The 17726-nt window shown below is 61.5% G+C and carries 13 protein-coding genes; 3 read left to right on the forward strand and 10 right to left on the reverse strand.

All coding sequences use genetic code 11. The annotated features are described in order from the left end of the window. Nucleotides 1-175: 175 nt before the first annotated feature. On the forward strand, nt 176-544 hold the full coding sequence (locus LOY70_RS12975; protein ID WP_063320767.1) for a DUF6124 family protein: 369 nt from the start codon (nt 176-178) through the stop codon (nt 542-544). Nucleotides 545-778: 234 nt separating this feature from the next. Here the strand turns inward: LOY70_RS12975 and LOY70_RS12980 are convergent, their stop codons facing one another. From LOY70_RS12980 to LOY70_RS13010, 7 genes are all read right to left on the reverse strand, one after another. Continuing rightward, entirely contained in the window at nt 779-2494 is a 1716-nt protein-coding gene (locus tag LOY70_RS12980) for an ATP-binding cassette domain-containing protein (RefSeq protein ID WP_265037238.1), read from the reverse strand. Nucleotides 2495-2898: 404 nt separating this feature from the next. Next, nucleotides 2899-3876, reverse strand: coding sequence for a 2-hydroxyacid dehydrogenase (locus tag LOY70_RS12985; RefSeq protein ID WP_265037240.1), 978 nt, complete (start codon nt 3874-3876; stop codon nt 2899-2901). A gap of 14 nt (nt 3877-3890) precedes the next feature. After that, nucleotides 3891-5189, reverse strand: coding sequence for an MFS transporter (locus LOY70_RS12990; protein ID WP_123413780.1), 1299 nt, complete (start codon nt 5187-5189; stop codon nt 3891-3893). 93 nt (nt 5190-5282) lie between these two features. Further along, complete coding sequence (locus LOY70_RS12995; RefSeq protein WP_265037243.1) at nt 5283-6257, reverse strand: sugar kinase; 975 nt, start codon at nt 6255-6257, stop codon at nt 5283-5285. Continuing rightward, nucleotides 6250-7032 (reverse strand): sugar phosphate isomerase/epimerase family protein, encoded by a 783-nt coding sequence (locus LOY70_RS13000; protein ID WP_265037245.1) that lies wholly within the window; start codon nt 7030-7032, stop codon nt 6250-6252. The genes LOY70_RS12995 and LOY70_RS13000 overlap by 8 nt, the downstream gene beginning before the upstream one ends. 166 nt (nt 7033-7198) lie before the next feature. Continuing rightward, nucleotides 7199-8224 carry a LacI family DNA-binding transcriptional regulator gene (locus LOY70_RS13005; RefSeq protein ID WP_320110201.1) on the reverse strand — a complete coding sequence of 342 codons (1026 nt, stop codon included), beginning with the start codon at nt 8222-8224 and terminating at the stop codon, nt 7199-7201. Nucleotides 8225-8494: 270 nt separating this feature from the next. Beyond that, complete coding sequence (locus tag LOY70_RS13010) at nt 8495-8848, reverse strand: hypothetical protein (RefSeq protein WP_265037247.1); 354 nt, start codon at nt 8846-8848, stop codon at nt 8495-8497. A gap of 431 nt (nt 8849-9279) precedes the next feature. On the opposite strand from LOY70_RS13010, the gene LOY70_RS13015 reads away from it, so the two are divergent. Then, on the forward strand, nt 9280-14148 hold the full coding sequence (locus LOY70_RS13015; RefSeq protein WP_265037249.1) for an NAD-glutamate dehydrogenase: 4869 nt from the start codon (nt 9280-9282) through the stop codon (nt 14146-14148). A gap of 63 nt (nt 14149-14211) precedes the next feature. Here LOY70_RS13015 and LOY70_RS13020 read toward each other — a convergent pair whose 3' ends face one another. From LOY70_RS13020 to LOY70_RS13030, 3 genes are all read right to left on the reverse strand, one after another. Further along, complete coding sequence (locus LOY70_RS13020; RefSeq protein WP_265037251.1) at nt 14212-14616, reverse strand: cupin domain-containing protein; 405 nt, start codon at nt 14614-14616, stop codon at nt 14212-14214. Between the two features lie 562 nt (nt 14617-15178). Then, nucleotides 15179-15472 carry an antibiotic biosynthesis monooxygenase family protein gene (locus tag LOY70_RS13025; RefSeq protein ID WP_265037253.1) on the reverse strand — a complete coding sequence of 98 codons (294 nt, stop codon included), beginning with the start codon at nt 15470-15472 and terminating at the stop codon, nt 15179-15181. Between the two features lie 123 nt (nt 15473-15595). Next, the gene (locus LOY70_RS13030) at nt 15596-17029 is read right to left on the reverse strand and encodes a PLP-dependent aminotransferase family protein (RefSeq protein WP_265037255.1); all 1434 of its coding nucleotides are present in this window, start codon (nt 17027-17029) and stop codon (nt 15596-15598) included. A gap of 205 nt (nt 17030-17234) precedes the next feature. Between LOY70_RS13030 and LOY70_RS13035 the strand changes: the two genes are divergently transcribed. Beyond that, nucleotides 17235-17675 (forward strand): carboxymuconolactone decarboxylase family protein, encoded by a 441-nt coding sequence (locus LOY70_RS13035; RefSeq protein WP_265037257.1) that lies wholly within the window; start codon nt 17235-17237, stop codon nt 17673-17675. The last annotated feature ends 51 nt before the right edge of the window (nt 17676-17726 follow it).

Here is a 17726-nt window from a genome sequence, read left to right on the forward strand (position 1 = left end):
TCGCACAGCCCCTGTAACAGAGGCCTTTTTGGTATCTGTTTTATGGCGGTCATGCGCAGGGCGTCTTCGGACGCGCCGGTTCTCCAAGTCACCGGTCTACCAACCCGCGTATGACCGCCACCTTCGTTTGGTAGCGAGGTTGATGGTCTCCTTTTTCTGATTTGGAGATTCATTCATGTTCAAAGTAACCCCGAACCCACCGAACACCGATCCAACGTCACCGCGTTCAAAAACCAAGTCTCAAAAACACGACGAAGTCACCGACCGAGTCCTCGACCATTACCTGAACCCCAAACCGGACAAACCCGAAGCAGAACCCGCCCCCGGCCAACTCTTCACCGTCAACAAAGACATCGACACCGAAAGCCTGCTAGCCAACCTCAGCGAAACCCTGGCTTCGGCCAATGCCATGGTCAATGACCTGGCTTTCGACCTGGACGGTTCACGCCGGCATTTCCTCCTGGGCATTCAGCAACTGATCGAACTGGGCAGCCTGCTGGCGAACCGTGCACTGGACAACATCGAAACCCGTCAACCGACATAACCACCGTGGCGAGGGAGCTTGCTCCCGCTGGGCTGCGCAGCAGCCCCAAACCGAGCCGGCGCGGTTCCCAGACACACCGCGCCCGCCGGGCCTGCGACTGCTGCGCAGCCGAACGGGAGCAAGCTCCCTCGCCACAAGGGACTTGTGACATTCCTTAAATCCTAGGCAAACCACAAAACCTGTGGGAGCCGAGCTTGCTCGCGATGGCGGCAGCAGATCCATCACCCTATTTCGCTAGTTCTGCATCCGAATCTCATCCACCAGCAGCCTGACCGCTGGCCTGTCGATCAGCTCCCGCCACGGACCATCGTCTACGATTGTCCCGTCATGCATCACAATGACCCGGTCAAACCGATGCAGGTGGTCAACGTCATGGGTGACACAGATCAACCCCTGCCCGGCAAAAACGTCGAATAACAGGTCCCAAAGGGGCGTGGTCAGCCTGGGTTCGATGGATGCGCTTGGCTCGTCAAACATATTGAATTTTCCGGGCTTGTTGATCAGGCGCAGCAGCGATAGGCGTTTGGCTTCGCCTCCGGAGATATTCGATGCATTTTCGCTGACCTGCCGTGTTGCCACGATTTCATCCAGTTCCAATTGCCGTATGGCTCTAGACAACACCGGCGATGCATTGCCTCCGAACAGAACCGATTGTTCAAAAGAGCCTTCCAGGAACCGTGGTTGTTGGGGGCAGTACCTCAAGGCCTCCAAGTGCGCTTGACCGGTCAAGAGTGAGACCGGTGCCGAGTCGATACTCAGTTGGTCTCGCGTTGATGCATCAAGCCCGGCGAGGACTTCCAGAAAAGTGGTTTTGCCTGCGCCGCTAGGGCCCGTAACGGCCACTGACTGCCCTTGAGTAAATGCCAGGGAGCGCTTGATCGACAGGCGAACCGGTCCCGTTCCTGCCACTTCGCAGGGGCCGAGCTCCAGGACTGAGGATCGCTGGAAATCAACCCGCGCCAGCCGATTGCTGCAATCGAAATCCGGAAGTGATAGCAGACCCTGAAATTGGCGCTGGTCTGCAAGGAACTGATCAAGAACACGATACCCTTCAGTCAAGGTTGAAATACTCAGCAGATAACTCCCCGCGATTGAAAAAATGGCAACCAGCTGCCCGATGCTGATACTGGGCTGCCCCGACAGTTGGTCCACGACGCCCCAGTAAAGCAATCCCCCAGTGGAAAGGCTGACGAACAGTATCTTGGCGGTGCTCAGCAGGCCGCCAGATGATGCCGTAGTCACCGCAGCGTTGGCATAGCTTCCGAACGCCGCGTTCAACGGGCGCAGGGCCGTAGCCATGGCACTTTCCAGTTTTATTGTTTTTCCCGCGTTGAGGGTGTTGTAGAGGTGGGCACTTAATTCATCTTCCTGTTCATTGACTGCATCGATGTGCTTTCTCCGCCATCTGATGATTTTGTGGGTGGCAGCCAGATAGATAATTCCTAACGCCGTCATGCTCAAAAAAATTTCACTGCCCCCTATGTAAATAAAAGCAGCTCCAACAACTATGAATTCCAAGAGTACGGGAAGCGCAATGGTCACAATGAAAGTCAGCAGTTGTTCGTGAGCCGTAATGCCGCGCTCGACCGATTTGATGAAATGGCCGATCCTCCAGGCGTTGAATAACGAAAACTCCTTGCCTATGAGTTCGGTGATCCACTCAATGGACGCGTTCATGATAATGCTCTGCACCAGCTTGGACAGCGCATGGATTTGCAGCGGAGTGATGACGGCATGAATACATCCCGCGACAATCAAACCTGTCGTCAGGGCGAGTAGTGTGCTGGCTGCTGGATTTCTGTTGCCTTGCAGGGTGTCGATGATGGTTCCAAGTAACAGCGGCGGGGCGAGTACGATGAGTTTGAGTGCGATGATTGTCGCGACGGTTAATATTAGAAGCGTTGTATGTTTTTCGCATGCGGTCCTAATAAGTGTTCGTATAGATAGCATGCGACCGTCCGAGAGGAATTGTGCTTTAGGTGTTAACTGGCGTGTTAGCGGTGCTGAAGGGCGCGCGCGTATTAAGTTATATGAATAGCAGTAGGTTTCTGGATGAGCTAGAGCGCAACATCCGACGTTGATGTAGGGGGCTTCCTTACAATCGGTAAGACGTATCTGAAGGAAAATCTGCCGCAAGTGCGGATTGATCGTTCCCACGCTCTGCGTGGGAATGCATCCTGTGACGCTCTGCGTCACCTTGCAGAAGTGGAACGCGGAGCGTCCCTGGCGGCGTTCCCACGCGGGAGCGTGGGAACGATCAAATTAAAAGATCGCAGCCTTCGGCAGCTCCTACGCGCAGCCGAACGGGAGCAAGCTCCCTCGCCACAGAAGCGCTGCTGTGCTCGGATGAGTGCTCAGCCTACCCACACCCCCGCATTCACCAGATTCACCGGCCGCTCACCCGCCAATGCCGCCAGCAGATTATCCACCGCACACCGCGCCATCGCCTCCCGTGTCTCATGGGTGGCCGAGCCCATGTGCGGTGTCGCCACCACGTTATCCAACTGCAACAGCGGCGAATCCGCACTCAAGGGCTCGCGCTCGAACACGTCCAGCCCTGCGCCACGGATCTGCCCGTTGCGCAGGGCGTCGATCAGTGCCGCTTCGTCCACCACTTTGCCCCGGGAGATATTGATGAAAATGGTCTCGGGACGCATCCGGGCAAACGCCTGTGCATCGATCAGCCCTTGGGTTTCAGCCGTCAAGGGCAAGGTCAGGCAAACGAAGTCCGCCTGCTGCAACAATGTTTCGAGGCTGCAATAGCGTGCATTGAAACGCTGCTCGACTGCAGGCTTGGGCGAGTGGCTGTGGTAGAGCACCGGCATGCCGAAGCCGAAGTGCCCGCGCTGGGCCAAGGCTTCGCCGATACGGCCCATGCCGATGATGCCCAGGGTCTTGCCATGGACATCGCTGCCGAAATGCTTGGGGCCGATGCTCTGTTGCCAGCCGCCGCTGCGCACCAGGTTGGCCAGTTCCACCACGCGGCGGGCGGTTGCCAGGATCAGGGCGAAACCAGTGTCCGCGGTGGTTTCGGTGAGCACGTCCGGGGTATTGGTGAGCAGGATCCGGCGTTCGGTCAGGTAGTCGATGTCGTAGTTGTCGACCCCCACCGAGACGCTGGCGATGGCTTGCAGGTTCGGCGCCAGGTCCAGCAACGGCGCATCCAGCTTGAGGCTGGCACCGAGCAAGCCATGGGCGCTTGGCAAGGCCTCGCGCAGTTGCACCAGGCCCTGCGCGTCGAGGCGCTCGATGAGCGTGACTTGGGCCTGGGCTTGCAAACGGGCCATTAATTGCGCTGACAGCGCCTTGTACAACACCACGTGCTTTTTCATGGGCGGGTCTCGATTCAGGAATGGGCGGGCGCCGAGTGTGGCGTCGCGGTTTTCGGCACGGCCCGGTCGCTGGCGCCGGGCTTGAGGGCGAGGGTCAGCACCACGGCCACCAGCAACGCGCCGCTCATCAACAGGAAGGACATGCCAGGGGAGCCGGTGGAGCCGTTGAGGTAACCCACCAGGTACGAGCCGCCGAACGAACCCAGCGCGCCCATGCTGTTGATCAGCGCCATGGCGCCGCCGGCGACGTTGGCGGGGAGGATTTCCGGAACGATGGCAAAAAACGGTCCGTACGGCGCATACATGCAAGCCCCGGCGACCACCAGCAGGCTGTAGGACCACCAGAAATGTTCAGGCCCCAGCAGGTACGAGGCATAGAACGCGATGGACGCGACCAGCAGCGGCGGCCAGACGAAGCGCTTGCGCTTCTGGGCCTTGTCCGAGGCCCAGGACACCACCAGCATGCCGACCACCGCCGCCAGGTACGGCAACGATGACAGCCAACCGGCCTCGACCATGCTCATCTGCAAGCCCGCCTTGAGGATGGACGGCAACCACAGCACGAACCCGTAGACCCCAATGCTCCAGCAGAAAAACTGCAGCGCCAGGATGATGACCTTGGGCGAGCGGAAGGCCTCGGCATAGTTCTTCACCGCCTTGATGCCGACCTGTTCAGCCGCCAGTGCGCTTTCCAGATCATGTTTTTCCTGGTTGCTGAGCCATTTGGCCTGGGATGGACGATCATCGGCCAGGCGCCACCAGATAAAGGCCCAGAGTACCGCCGGCAGGCCTTCGATGATGAACATCCAGCGCCAGTCGAATTGCTGCACCAGGTAACCCGACACCACCGACATCCACAGCATGGTCACCGGGTTGCCGAGGATCAGGAAGGTATTGGCGCGTGAGCGTTCGGCCCGGGTGAACCAATGACACAGGTACACCAGCATGGCCGGCATCACGGCGGCCTCGACCACGCCAAGCATGAAGCGGATCACGATCAGCCAGTACGCGTTGGAAACGACCCCGGTCAGCGTCGCCAGGGAGCCCCAGAGGATCAGGCTGACGAAGATCAGCTTCTTCACGCTGTGTTTCTGCGCGTAGATCGCCCCTGGCACCTGGAAGAAAAAGTAACCGAGGAAAAACAGGGCGCCCAGCAAGGACGACAGCCCCGGCGTGATCATCAGGTCCTCGGCCATGCCCGAGGCGGCGGCGAACCCGTAGTTGGCCCGGTCCAGGTAGGCCAGGCTGTAGGTGATGAACACGATGGGCATGATGTACCACCAGCGACGGGTGGCGAGGTTGAGCGTTTGCATGTCGTTGACTCCTGAGCTTGTTGTTTTTGTTTGCAGCAGGTGTGTTTTGCGGTGGTCTCTATCGCGAGCAAGCTCGCTCCTACAGGGTTAAGGTCATCCCCTGTGGGAGCGAGCTTGCTCGCGATTGGCGTCATTGAATTGCGCCAATAACTCAATGCGAGTCGGCAATCCCTCCATGTCTCCACGGCTCTGAACCGCGCGGCTGCCGATCCAATTGGCGCGCTGCACGGCCTCGGTGATGGCGCGTCCTTCGAGCAACGCACTGATCAGGCCAACGGCAAATCCATCGCCGGCGCCCACGGTGTCCACTACGCGGGCCACCGGCACGCCGGCCACAACACCCTGGTCCTGCGGCGTGCGGTAATAGGCGCCGTCCGCACCGAGCTTGATCACCACGGCTTCGGCGCCCTGGTCCAGGTAGAACGCGGCGATGTCGGCGGGCTCGTCGTACCCCGTCAGCAAGCGGCCTTCGCTGAGGCCCGGCAAGACCCAGTGGGCGAGGGCGGCGAGGCGATTGATTTCGCCAATCATCATCGACTCGCTGGGCCACAGGCTTGGCCGCAGGTTGGGGTCGAACGACAGGCTGCGACCGGCCTCGCGCATGCGGGTCATCAGCTCAAAGGACATCTCCCGGGCGGTGAGCGACAGCGCTGGCACAATACCGGTGGCGTGCAAGTGACGGGCACCCAGCAGCGGCGGTGCGATGGATGCGAACGACAGCTGGCTGGCCGCCGAGCTGCGGCGGAAGTACTCGACTTGCGGATCGCTGCCGTCGTCGGTGCGGGATTTGAATTGGAAGCCGGTGGGGCGTTCCGGATCGACCGCCACGTGACGACAATCCAAACCTTCGTTCTCCAGCGTCTGCACGACGAAACGTCCCAGGGAATCGGCGCCGACCCGGCTCAGCCACGCGACCTTGAAGCCCAGCCGTGACAGGCCGATGGCCACGTTGCTGTCGGCCCCCGCAATGCGCTTGTGAAACTGGTCGACGCTGGCCAGGTCACCGCGCTGATCCGCCACCAGCATCGCCATGGTTTCGCCGAACGACAACACATCGAACTCAGACATGGGCAGGCTCCCGGCGTGATTGTCCCAGGCGGGCGAGGGTGGCGACATGTTCAGCGGTCAATTGCAGCAGGTCATCGCCTTGCAGCGGGTACTCCGCGGCACGCATCACGCCGCTGGGCATCTGCTTGAGCAACTGTTCCCACAGATGCAGGTCCACTATCGCCGGGGGGACGGCAATCAGTTTGCCGTCGGCGCGCCGGGCCACGGCTTTGCAATGCACATACACCACATGCCGTCCGAGCTGCCGGGCCGCCACGACGGCCGATTGGTCCTGCCATTGCCAGTTGCCAATGTCGAAGGTCATGCCGATGGGCAGCGCTTGCTGCTCGGCTGCGGCGAAGAACCGTTGCAACGGCTCGATCCGCCCGCCCTGCAAGGTCTGGTCGTTTTCCACCAGCAACTGCACCGGGCTTGCGGCGAGCACATCCGCCAAGGCTGACAGGTCATGGGAATCGGTGAAGTGACCGAGGGAGACTTTCAGCCATGTCGAGCCGAACGCCTCGGCACGTTGCAAGGTAGGCGCCAGGGCGGGATTGGGTTTGGACCGGCCCGCGAGCCACAGCTCGAGGGGGGACGAAAAAATGCTCTGCAAACCTTTGGCCTGGGCGCCCGTGGCCAGCTCGGCGGGCTGTTCGGTGGTGAGCAGTTCCTCGCGCCATTCGATCCGCGAGGCGCCGGCGGCGGCCAATAGATCGATGAAACTGCCTTGGCCATGTTGCCGCACCAGGTCGGCGCCGTAGCTGGAAAGGCTGATGGAAACGGGTGGTTTGTTCATTGTTGTTGTACCTCTGAAACCGGTTTCAGTTCTGTTCAAAAAAAGGGTTCAAAAAAAGGGGGTGTGCTTCAGGGCCTCATCGCGAGCAAGCTCGCTCCCACAGGGATCTTCAGTGCGACGCAGATCCAGTGTGGGAGCGAGCTTGCTCGCGATAGGGCCCTCACCATCACCGACCATTCCCAAGCGTCGACCCACGCTCAATCAACCGCGCCGCAAAATCCAGGGTCCGCACCGGCCCGTTGTCGCCGCGCAAGCGCTTGAGCAGACACTCGAACGCACTGGCGCCGATCTCGGCCGTCGGTTGGGCCAGGGCAGTGATGCCGCTACCCACCAACGGGTACCAATCCAGGTCATCGAGGGCGATCAGGCCCACGTCGTCGAACAAGTGACAATCCAGCTCGCGCAACACCGTCGTGGCGGCCAGGGCGGCGATGCCATTGGCGCAGAACAACGCCTTGGGGCCATGACCCGGTTGGGCCAGGAAGGTCTTGATGCGCGCGGTCAACTGATCGCAGGTGTCCACCACGGCGCCGGTCAGGGCAGGGCGCCGCTCGATGCCGGCCTTGAAACTGTCGACCCGCTCGATCCGCGAGCTGGTGCCGTCGAAGGGCTCGGTCACCAGCAGCAGATCGCGGTACCCCCGTTGTTCCAGGTGGTCGAGCGCCATCTCGACGGCCGCGGGATTGTCCAGTCCCACCAGGTCGCTTTCGAGCCGATCGACCTTGCGATCCACCAGCACCAGCGGCATCTCACCGCGCAGTTCGAGCAGTTCCTCACGGTGATGACCGAGGGTGTTCACGATCAGCCCTTCGATGTTGTAGGCGCGCAACAGCGCCAGGTGCTGGCGTTCCTGCTCGTCATCGCGGTCGGTGTTGCACACCACCAGGCTGTAGCCATGGCGACGGCAGGCGGTTTCCACGCCATGCATCACGGCAATTGAGTAAGGGTTGCGGATATCGGCCACCAGCATGCCGATCAGGCGTGTGCGTCCGCGCTTGAGGCCACGGGCCATCTGGTTGGGGCGATAGCCCAGCTCATTGATCGCCTGCTCGATGCGCCGGGCGATGGCCTCGGAGAGCAGGGCGCGGTCCTCGCCAATGAACCGCGAGACGCTGGCCTTGGAGACCCCGGCGCGTTCGGCGACATCAAGCATGGTCACGCGGCTGCGCTGGGCAGCGGAGAAAGAATTCACGGATAGAAACCTGCTTATTGGAATTATTCAGCGGTTCTGAAACCGGTTTCAGGAAACATCAGAATCCGGTCGGTCGTCAAGGGTGCCTCGATATGAGGGCGACCGACGGTTGCGACATCGCGAGCGGTTTTGGAGATGACGGTCATTCTCTATGCAAGCTGGGCCACCGCCATCGCGAGCAAGCTCCCACACATGGAGCAGATTGGGGAGTGACGCCATTCCTCTGTGGGAGCGAGCTTGCTCGCGATGGCGTCCATGAAAACGCTGGCGTCAGCCCTGCCTTACATAGGTCCCCGTACCCCGGAGAATGTTCTGCAAGGTCAATTCCACTTCCGCCAGGTCCGCCGCATCGCTGTTGTGGCTGATTTCCAGCACATCATCGCCATTCAGTGCATCGGCGTCCGCTGCGGCGATTTCGATCTTCAGTAGGGTCGGGCTTAGTGTCACCTTCACGCCATCGAGCGTTGAAGGCTCGCCATCCAGGGTGATTTCCAGTGCGTCTTCGTCGGGGTAGCGAGTCATCAGGAACATGTCGCCCTGGGCGCTGTGGCAGCAGAGCATGGCCATGTTGTCTTCTTCTTCATCACACGGGTTGGCGATCAGAAGGGCGGTGGTCATTTTCATGGTGATGGCTCCAGGATCGAGTGCACCTGCGGGGTGCAAAAAGTGGATTCTGCCAGTGCGAAGGATTTTCTGCTGGTTTACCGCCTCGGGGTGCCGTTTGGTCCCCAGCCTGCTAGGGTTGTCCGGTGCGTACCGGCTGTTTAGCTAGCCGATGACCGAATATGTCGCAGCGTTGCAAGCAGGCACATTGTCGCACTCGGTAAGCTGCGCAACGGATGTGTACCTGCAAAGGCCACCCCGGGGGTGTTTTTTGCAGGTGTCCATGACATGCAATTACATGGAAAAGGATGTGACCTGCGGGGCTCGTCCAGCTTCATCCACCTGTCATCCTGTTTCCTCTGCCCGAGAATCAGGAACGGGATGGCCAATAGCCCCGCAAGGGGTTGCACGCGACGCTTTCATCAATAACAAGCCCAAGCGGAGTACCACAGATGGCGTTCTTCACCGCAGCCAGCAAGGCCGACTTCCAGCATCAACTGCAAGCGGCACTGGCGCAGCACATCAGTGAACAGGCACTGCCACAAGTGGCGCTGTTCGCTGAACAATTCTTCGGCATCATTTCCCTCGATGAACTTACCCAGCGCCGGTTGTCCGACCTCGCCGGCTGCACCCTGTCTGCCTGGCGCCTGCTTGAGCGCTTCGATCACGCGCAACCGCAGGTGCGTGTCTACAACCCCGATTACGAACGCCACGGCTGGCAGTCGACCCACACGGCCGTGGAGGTGTTGCACCACGACCTGCCGTTCCTGGTGGATTCGGTCCGCACCGAACTGAACCGTCGCGGCTACAGCATCCATACCCTGCAAACCACCGTGCTGAGCGTGCGTCGCGGCAGCAAGGGCGAGTTGCTGGAAGTCCTGCCCAAAGGCACCCAGGGCGACGACATCCTGCAAGAGTCGTTGATGTACCTGGAAATCGACCGCTGCGCCAACGCCGCCGAACTCAACGTCCTGAGCAAGGAACTTGAGCAAGTGCTGGGCGAAGTGCGCGTGGCCGTGGCTGATTTCGAACCGATGAAAGCCAAGGTCCAGGAAATCCTCGACAGCCTGGACAGCAGCGCCTACGCCATCGACGCTGATGAAAAGAGCGAGATCAAGAGCTTCCTGGAATGGCTGGTGGGCAACCACTTCACTTTCCTGGGCTACGAAGAGTTCGTGGTGCGCGATGAAGCCGACGGCGGCCACATCGAATACAACCCCGATTCGTTCCTCGGCCTGACCAAATTGCTGCGCGCCGGCCTGACCGCCGAAGACCTGCGCATCGAAGACTACGCCGTCAATTACCTGCGCGAACCGACGCCACTGTCGTTCGCCAAGGCCGCGCACCCGAGTCGCGTACACCGTCCGGCCTACCCGGACTACGTGTCGATCCGCGAAATCGACGCCAACGGCAAGGTCATCAAGGAATGCCGCTTCATGGGCCTGTACACCTCGTCGGTGTATGGCGAGAGCGTGCGGGTCATCCCGTACATCCGCCGCAAGGTCGCGGAAATCGAACGTCGCTCGGGCTTCCAGGCCAAGGCGCACCTGGGCAAGGAACTGGCCCAGGTGGTAGAAGTGCTGCCCCGTGACGACCTGTTCCAGACCCCGGTGGATGAGCTGTTCAGCACCGTGATGTCCATCGTGCAAATCCAGGAACGCAACAAGATCCGCGTGTTCTTGCGCAAAGATCCGTACGGGCGTTTCTGCTACTGCCTGGCCTATGTGCCTCGCGACATCTATTCCACCGAAGTGCGCCAGAAGATCCAGCAAGTGCTGATGGATCGCCTGAAGGCCTCGGACTGCGAATTCTGGACGTTCTTCTCCGAATCCGTGCTGGCCCGCGTACAGCTGATCCTGCGGGTGGACCCGAAGAACCGTCTCGACATCGATCCGGTGCTGCTGGAAAAAGAAGTGGTGCAGGCCTGCCGCAGCTGGAAGGACGACTACGCCAACCTGGTGATCGAAAGCTTCGGCGAAGCCCAGGGCACCAACGTGCTGTCGGATTTCCCGAAAGGCTTCCCGGCCGGCTACCGTGAGCGTTTTGCCGCGCACTCGGCCGTGGTCGACATGCAGCACTTGCTGAGCCTGAGTGAAAAAAATCCGCTGGTCATGAGCTTCTACCAGCCACTGGGCCAGGTCTCCGGCCAGCGCGAGCTGCACTGCAAGCTGTATCACGCCGACACGCCGCTGGCGCTGTCCGACGTGCTGCCGATCCTGGAAAACCTTGGCTTGCGCGTGCTGGGCGAGTTCCCGTACCGCCTGCGCCACACCAATGGCCGCGAGTTCTGGATTCATGATTTCGCGTTCACCGCCGCCGAAGGCCTGGACCTGGATATCCAGCAGCTCAACGACACCTTGCAGGACGCCTTCGTCCACATCGTGCGTGGCGATGCCGAGAACGATGCGTTCAACCGCCTGGTGCTGACCGCCGGCCTGCCATGGCGCGACGTGGCGCTGCTGCGCGCCTACGCCCGTTACCTGAAGCAGATCCGCCTGGGCTTCGACCTGGGTTACATCGCCAGCACCCTGAACAACCACACCGACATCGCTCGCGAGTTGACCCGGTTGTTCAAGACCCGCTTCTACCTGGCGCGCAAGCTCAGCGGCGATGACCTGGAAGACAAGCAGCTGCGCCTGGAGCAGGCGATCCTCTCGGCCCTGGACGACGTCCAGGTGCTCAACGAAGACCGCATCCTGCGTCGCTACCTGGACCTGATCAAGGCGACCCTGCGGACCAACTTCTACCAGACCGATGCCCACGGCCAGAACAAGTCCTACTTCAGCTTCAAGTTCAACCCGCACCTGATCCCGGAACTGCCAAGGCCCGTACCGAAGTTCGAAATCTTCGTGTACTCGCCACGGGTCGAAGGCGTGCACCTGCGCTTCGGCAACGTCGCTCGCGGCGGCCTGCGCTGGTCCGACCGTGAAGAAGACTACCGCACCGAAGTGCTGGGCCTGGTGAAAGCCCAGCAAGTGAAGAACTCGGTGATCGTGCCGGTGGGCGCCAAGGGCGGCTTCCTGCCGCGTCGCCTGCCGTTGGGCGGCAGCCGTGACGAGATCGCGGCCGAGGGCATCGCCTGCTACCGCATCTTCATTTCGGGCCTGTTGGACATCACCGACAACCTCAAGGACGGCGCCCTGGTGCCACCGGCCAACGTCGTGCGCCATGACGACGATGACCCGTACCTGGTGGTGGCGGCGGACAAAGGCACCGCGACCTTCTCCGACATCGCCAACGGCATCGCCATCGACTACGGCTTCTGGCTGGGCGATGCGTTCGCCTCCGGCGGTTCGGCGGGCTACGACCACAAGAAAATGGGCATCACCGCCAAGGGCGCGTGGGTCGGCGTGCAGCGCCACTTCCGCGAACGCGGCATCAATGTCCAGGAAGACAGCATCACCGTGGTGGGCGTCGGCGACATGGCCGGCGACGTGTTCGGTAACGGCTTGCTGATGTCGGACAAACTGCAACTGGTCGCGGCCTTCAACCACTTGCACATCTTCATCGACCCGAACCCGGAGCCTGCCAGCAGCTTCGTCGAGCGCCAGCGCTTGTTCGACCTGCCGCGTTCGGCCTGGACCGACTACGACACCAGCATCATGTCCGAAGGCGGCGGTATCTTCTCGCGCAGCGCGAAGAGCATTGCCATCTCGCCACAGATGAAAGAACGCTTCGACATCAAGGCCGACAAGCTGACCCCGACCGAACTGCTCAACGCCTTGCTCAAGGCACCGGTGGACCTGTTGTGGAACGGCGGTATCGGCACCTACGTCAAGGCCAGCAGCGAAAGCCACGCCGATGTCGGCGACAAGGCCAACGATGCACTGCGCGTGAACGGTAACGAACTGCGCTGCAAGGTGGTGGGCGAGGGCGGCAACCTGGGCATGACCCAACTGGGTCGCGTCGAGTTCGGCCTCAATGGTGGCGGTTCCAACACCGACTTCATCGACAACGCCGGCGGCGTGGACTGCTCCGACCACGAAGTGAACATCAAGATCCTGCTCAACGAAGTGGTGCAGGCCGGCGACATGACTGAGAAGCAACGCAACCAGTTGCTTGGCAGCATGACCGACGAAGTCGGTGGCCTGGTGTTGGGCAACAACTACAAGCAGACCCAGGCCCTGTCCCTGGCGGCCCGTCGCGCTTTCGTGCGGATCGCCGAGTACAAGCGCCTGATGAACGACCTGGAAGCCCGTGGCAAGCTGGATCGTGCCATCGAGTTCCTGCCGACCGAAGAACAACTGGCCGAACGTGTCGCGGCGGGCCATGGCCTGACCCGTGCCGAACTGTCGGTGCTGATCTCCTACAGCAAGATCGACCTCAAGGAAGCGCTGCTCAACTCCCTGGTACCGGATGACGACTACCTGACCCGTGACATGGAGACTGCGTTCCCGCCGACGCTGGTGAGCAAGTTCTCCGAGGCCATGCGTCGCCATCGCCTGAAACGCGAGATCGTCAGCACCCAGATCGCCAACGACCTGGTCAACCACATGGGCATCACCTTCGTTCAACGGCTCAAGGAGTCGACGGGCATGAGCCCGGCGAATGTGGCGGGTGCGTATGTAATTGTTCGGGATATCTTCCATCTCCCGCACTGGTTCCGGCAGATCGAAGCCCTGGACCACCAGGTTTCCGCCGACGTGCAACTGGAGCTGATGGACGAGCTGATGCGCCTGGGTCGTCGCGCGACGCGCTGGTTCCTGCGCAGCCGCCGCAACGAGCAGAACGCTGCCCGTGACGTGGCGCACTTCGGTCCGCACCTGGCCGCGTTGGGCCTCAAGCTCGACGAACTGCTGGAAGGCCCGACACGCGAAGGCTGGCAGACCCGCTACCAGGCCTACGTGGCCGCTGGTGTGCCGGAGTTGCTGGCACGCATGGTTGCCGGCACCACGCACCTGTACACCTTGCTGCCGATCATCGAGGCGTCCGACGTCACCGGTCAGAACGCCGCCGATGTGGCCAAGGCCTACTTCGCCGTGGGCAGCGCCCTGGACATCACCTGGTACCTGCAACAGATCAGCGCCTTGCCGGTGGAAAACAACTGGCAGGCACTGGCCCGCGAAGCGTTCCGCGATGACATCGACTGGCAGCAACGGGCGATCACCATCTCGGTCCTGCAGGAAGGCGATGGCAGTCAGGAGGTGGAAGCCCGCCTGGCGCTGTGGCTGGAGCAGCATGCCAGTATGGTCGACCGTTGGCGTGCGATGCTGGTGGACATCCGTGCCGCCAGCGGTACCGACTACGCCATGTACGCGGTGGCCAACCGCGAACTGCTGGACCTGGCGTTGAGTGGTCAGGCGGTCGTGACGGCCAACTGATCTGGCGTTGAATGAAAGAGCCCCGCATTGAGAGATGCGGGGCTTTTTTTGTGGGCAGCTCCGTTAGTTCTTCAGCGGGATCAACACCGCTTCGTTCTCTCCCATCACCATGAATACCAGCAATTTCGCCGGCTCTGTCGCGCTGGCATTTTTCGAAACCAGGTGCTCGGAGCCCGCCGCTTCGTACCAGAATTCCCCAGCCTTGTAGGTGGTCGCCGGCTCGCCCTTGACCTGGGAGGTGATGGCGCCTTCGAGTACGTAGGCCATGGCCGTGCCTTCATGTTTGTGGGCGATGGAGGATTGGCCGGGGGCATAGTTGACGGTGAGCATCATGGCTTTTTCCCCGGGCAGGTTCTTCAGCATTTTTTCCTGCAACACCGTGACCTTCTCCGAAGGCGCGGCTTCGTGGGCGTAGGTTTGGGCGATGGGCAGCAGGCCGAGGGCGGCGATCAGGCAGAGGGTTTTCATGGTGTTATGACCTGTGTGGTGTTGAGTGGATTCGCGCTGTCGCGGCGATGGATTCACCCTAAGCCCCCAGGTGGGGTAAGCAAACGTCCAATCTTTCGGAAGGTGGGTAGACCAATGGGTAGGCGGCGAACTTCCATCAGACTGGCCCGCTTGATCGTTCCCCACGCTCTGCGTGGGAATGCATCCCGTGGCGCTCTGCGTCACCTTCCAGAAGTGGAACGCGGAGCGTCCCTGGCGGCATTCCCACGCGGGAGCGTGGGAACGATCGAAATTACACCGAGCTGGGTCGTTGATCGTTCCCCACGCTCTGCGTGGTAATGCATCCCGTGACGCTCTGCGTCACCTTGCAGAAGCGGAACGCGGAGCGTCCCTGGCGGCATTCCCACGCGGGAGCGTGGGAACGATCGAAATTACACCGAGCTGGGTCGTTGATCGTTCCCCACGCTCTGCGTGGGAATGCATCCCGTGGCGCTCTGCGTCACCTTCCAGAAGTGGAACGCGGAGCGTCCCTGGCGGCGTTCCCACGCGGGTGCGTGGGAACGATCAATCAAGGTTGCGGCGCTCAGACAACCGGAAAACTATTGAAGTCCACGCTTCTGGCCAGGCGGCTGTCGATCAGGCCGATGAAGCTCTGCACTTCAGGGCAGTTGAAGTGGGCTTGCATCGCCGCTTCCGATTGCCAACGGGCGCTGACGTTCCAGCGGTCGCCATCTTCCGGACAACGGTCGACCATATAGGCGTCGCAGCCCGGCATGGTGCGCAGGGTCTCGACGATTTGCTGCAGGTGTCGGCCCAGTTCTTCCGAGCGACCGGCGGCGGCCTGCACCTGTACGGTATTGATCACTTGGCGAGACATTGTTCTGGCTCCTGGAATCAAGTCGAATGGGGTTGCTCGACGCTCAACGACACCCATGCAGGATAGGCCCGTCGGGGCGCGGCTCAAACAGCCAATGGGCGGATAAATGCCCAGTCCAATCGGTCAGGCGACCTGCAGCAAAATGTCCCGCAGGCGGTCGAGGGCGATGTCGATGTCCAGGGTCTCGATGGCGCCGAAACCGAAGAACAGGCCCGCTCGCACCGGAGTCTCGTTGAAAAAACCTTCAAGGCTGTACAGCCCGACTTCGGCCTTTTTCGCTAGCTCGATCACCAGCGCCAAGTCGATGGGTACCTTGCACAGTACCGCCATGTGGAAGCCGGCGGTGGTGGGCACGGCCTCGAACCAGGGTGACAGGTCCCCGGCCATGCGTGCCAGGATTCGCTCGCGCCGACCGGCATACAGCGTGTGGCAGCGGCGGATGTGCTTGAGCAGGCAGCCCTCGGCGATGAACTTGGCCAGCGCCCACTGGGGCAGGGTGGAGGTGTGCTGGTCGGTGAGACGCTTGGCCAGGATCACCGCTTCGAGGATCGCCGGTGGCAGGATCGCGTAGCCGAGCCGCAGCTCTGGCAACAGGGTCTTGGAGAAGGTCCCGACGTAGGCCACAATCCCGCGTTCGTCCATGCTCTGCAGCGAATCGGCGGGCCGGCCCTCGTAGCGGAACTCGCTGTCGTAGTCGTCTTCGATGATGATCGCCCCCAGCTCATAGGCCCGTGCCAGCAAGGCCTCGCGCCGGGCCTGGCTCATGGGCATGCCCAGGGGGAACTGGTGGGAAGGCGTTACATAAATCAGGCGCGTGCCATCGGGGATCAGATCCACGCGCATGCCTTGCTCGTCCACCGGCACGCCGGCCACCGTGGCGCCCTGGGAGCCGAACAGCAGCCGCGCCGGCGGATACCCCGGATCTTCCATTGCCACGAGGCTGCCGGGCCGGGTCAAGACCCGCGAGATCAGGTCCAGGGCCTGTTGCGCGCCATTGCACACCACCACGTCATCGTCCTGACAATTGACCCCACGGGAAAATGCAATATGCCGGGCAATGGCATTGCGCAGCGCCGGCAAGCCCTCGGGCTGGCTGTAGAAGCCCTTGGCGCTGGCGATTTGGCGCAGGGCATGGGCGGTGCAGCGCCGCCAGTCGTCCAGGGGAAACTGGCCCTTGCCGGTGGCGCCGCCGATGAAGTCATAACGCAACGCGCCTTCGAGAGTGGGATGGCGCATCAGGTCCGGCATGGTGCGCCAGGCCTCGACGACGTCGGCACCGGCCAATTCGCGGTGGCTTTGTTTGCGCACGATCCTGGCTGGCCGCGCGTTCACATAGGTGCCTTTGCCGATGATGCCGGTGAGGAAGTTTTCGTAGGTCAGTTGGGCGTAGGTGTCGGAAACGGTCTTGCGCGAAACCCCCAGTTGTTCGGCGAGCAAGCGGCTGGGCGGCAGTTGCGTGCCGGCGACCAGGCGCCCACTTTCGATGGCGCTGCGCAATTGTTGATACAACTGGCCCGCCAGGTCCTTGCGGCCGTTGATGACAACATGAAGTTCCATACCCGCAGGCTCCTGGGCGATTGTTTGGCGACCAGCGTCAAAGGCGCAAGATTACCCGCATTGTGCCGCTGCATAGAAGTTGCGTGGAGAAAATCCCGTCCATTGGCCTTGCGCGAGTTGGCCCCGGGTATTTTCGACGAATTGGAGCTGTCGCTCACTGCCCCCCAGGCCTACCTTGGAGGTATCAATCGTCACGGAGCGTGCCATGAGCCAGCGTCTGGATTACTACAGTGCGTCCCCCGGGGCGATGAAAGCGATGATCGGCCTGGAAGCGCTGACCAGCCGCCTGAGCATCGAACCGGCGCTGCTGCACCTGATCAAGATCCGCGCTTCGCAACTCAACGGCTGTGCGTTTTGTACCGACATGCATTCGGTGGACGCACGGCGCCTGGGCGAGACCGAGCGGCGTCTGTACGCGGTGGCGGTGTGGCGCGACAGCGGCTTTTTCACCCCCCGTGAACGCGCCGCCCTGGCCTGGACCGAGGCGGTGACACTGTTGGCGCAAAGCCAGGTGCCGGATGAGGTTTATGCCCAGGCTCGTGCGGTGTTCAGCGAGGAAGAACTGGTGGACCTGACCCTGGCGATCAGCACCATCAACAGCTGGAACCGACTGGCGGTGAGTTTTCGCCAGAGTCCCAGCGGTTGATCAGCAGGTCATGCAGCGCTTGGCAGGCCGCCATCGCGAGCAAGCTCGCAC

The organism is Pseudomonas sp. B21-054, from assembly GCF_026016345.1.
Classification (GTDB): domain Bacteria; phylum Pseudomonadota; class Gammaproteobacteria; order Pseudomonadales; family Pseudomonadaceae; genus Aquipseudomonas.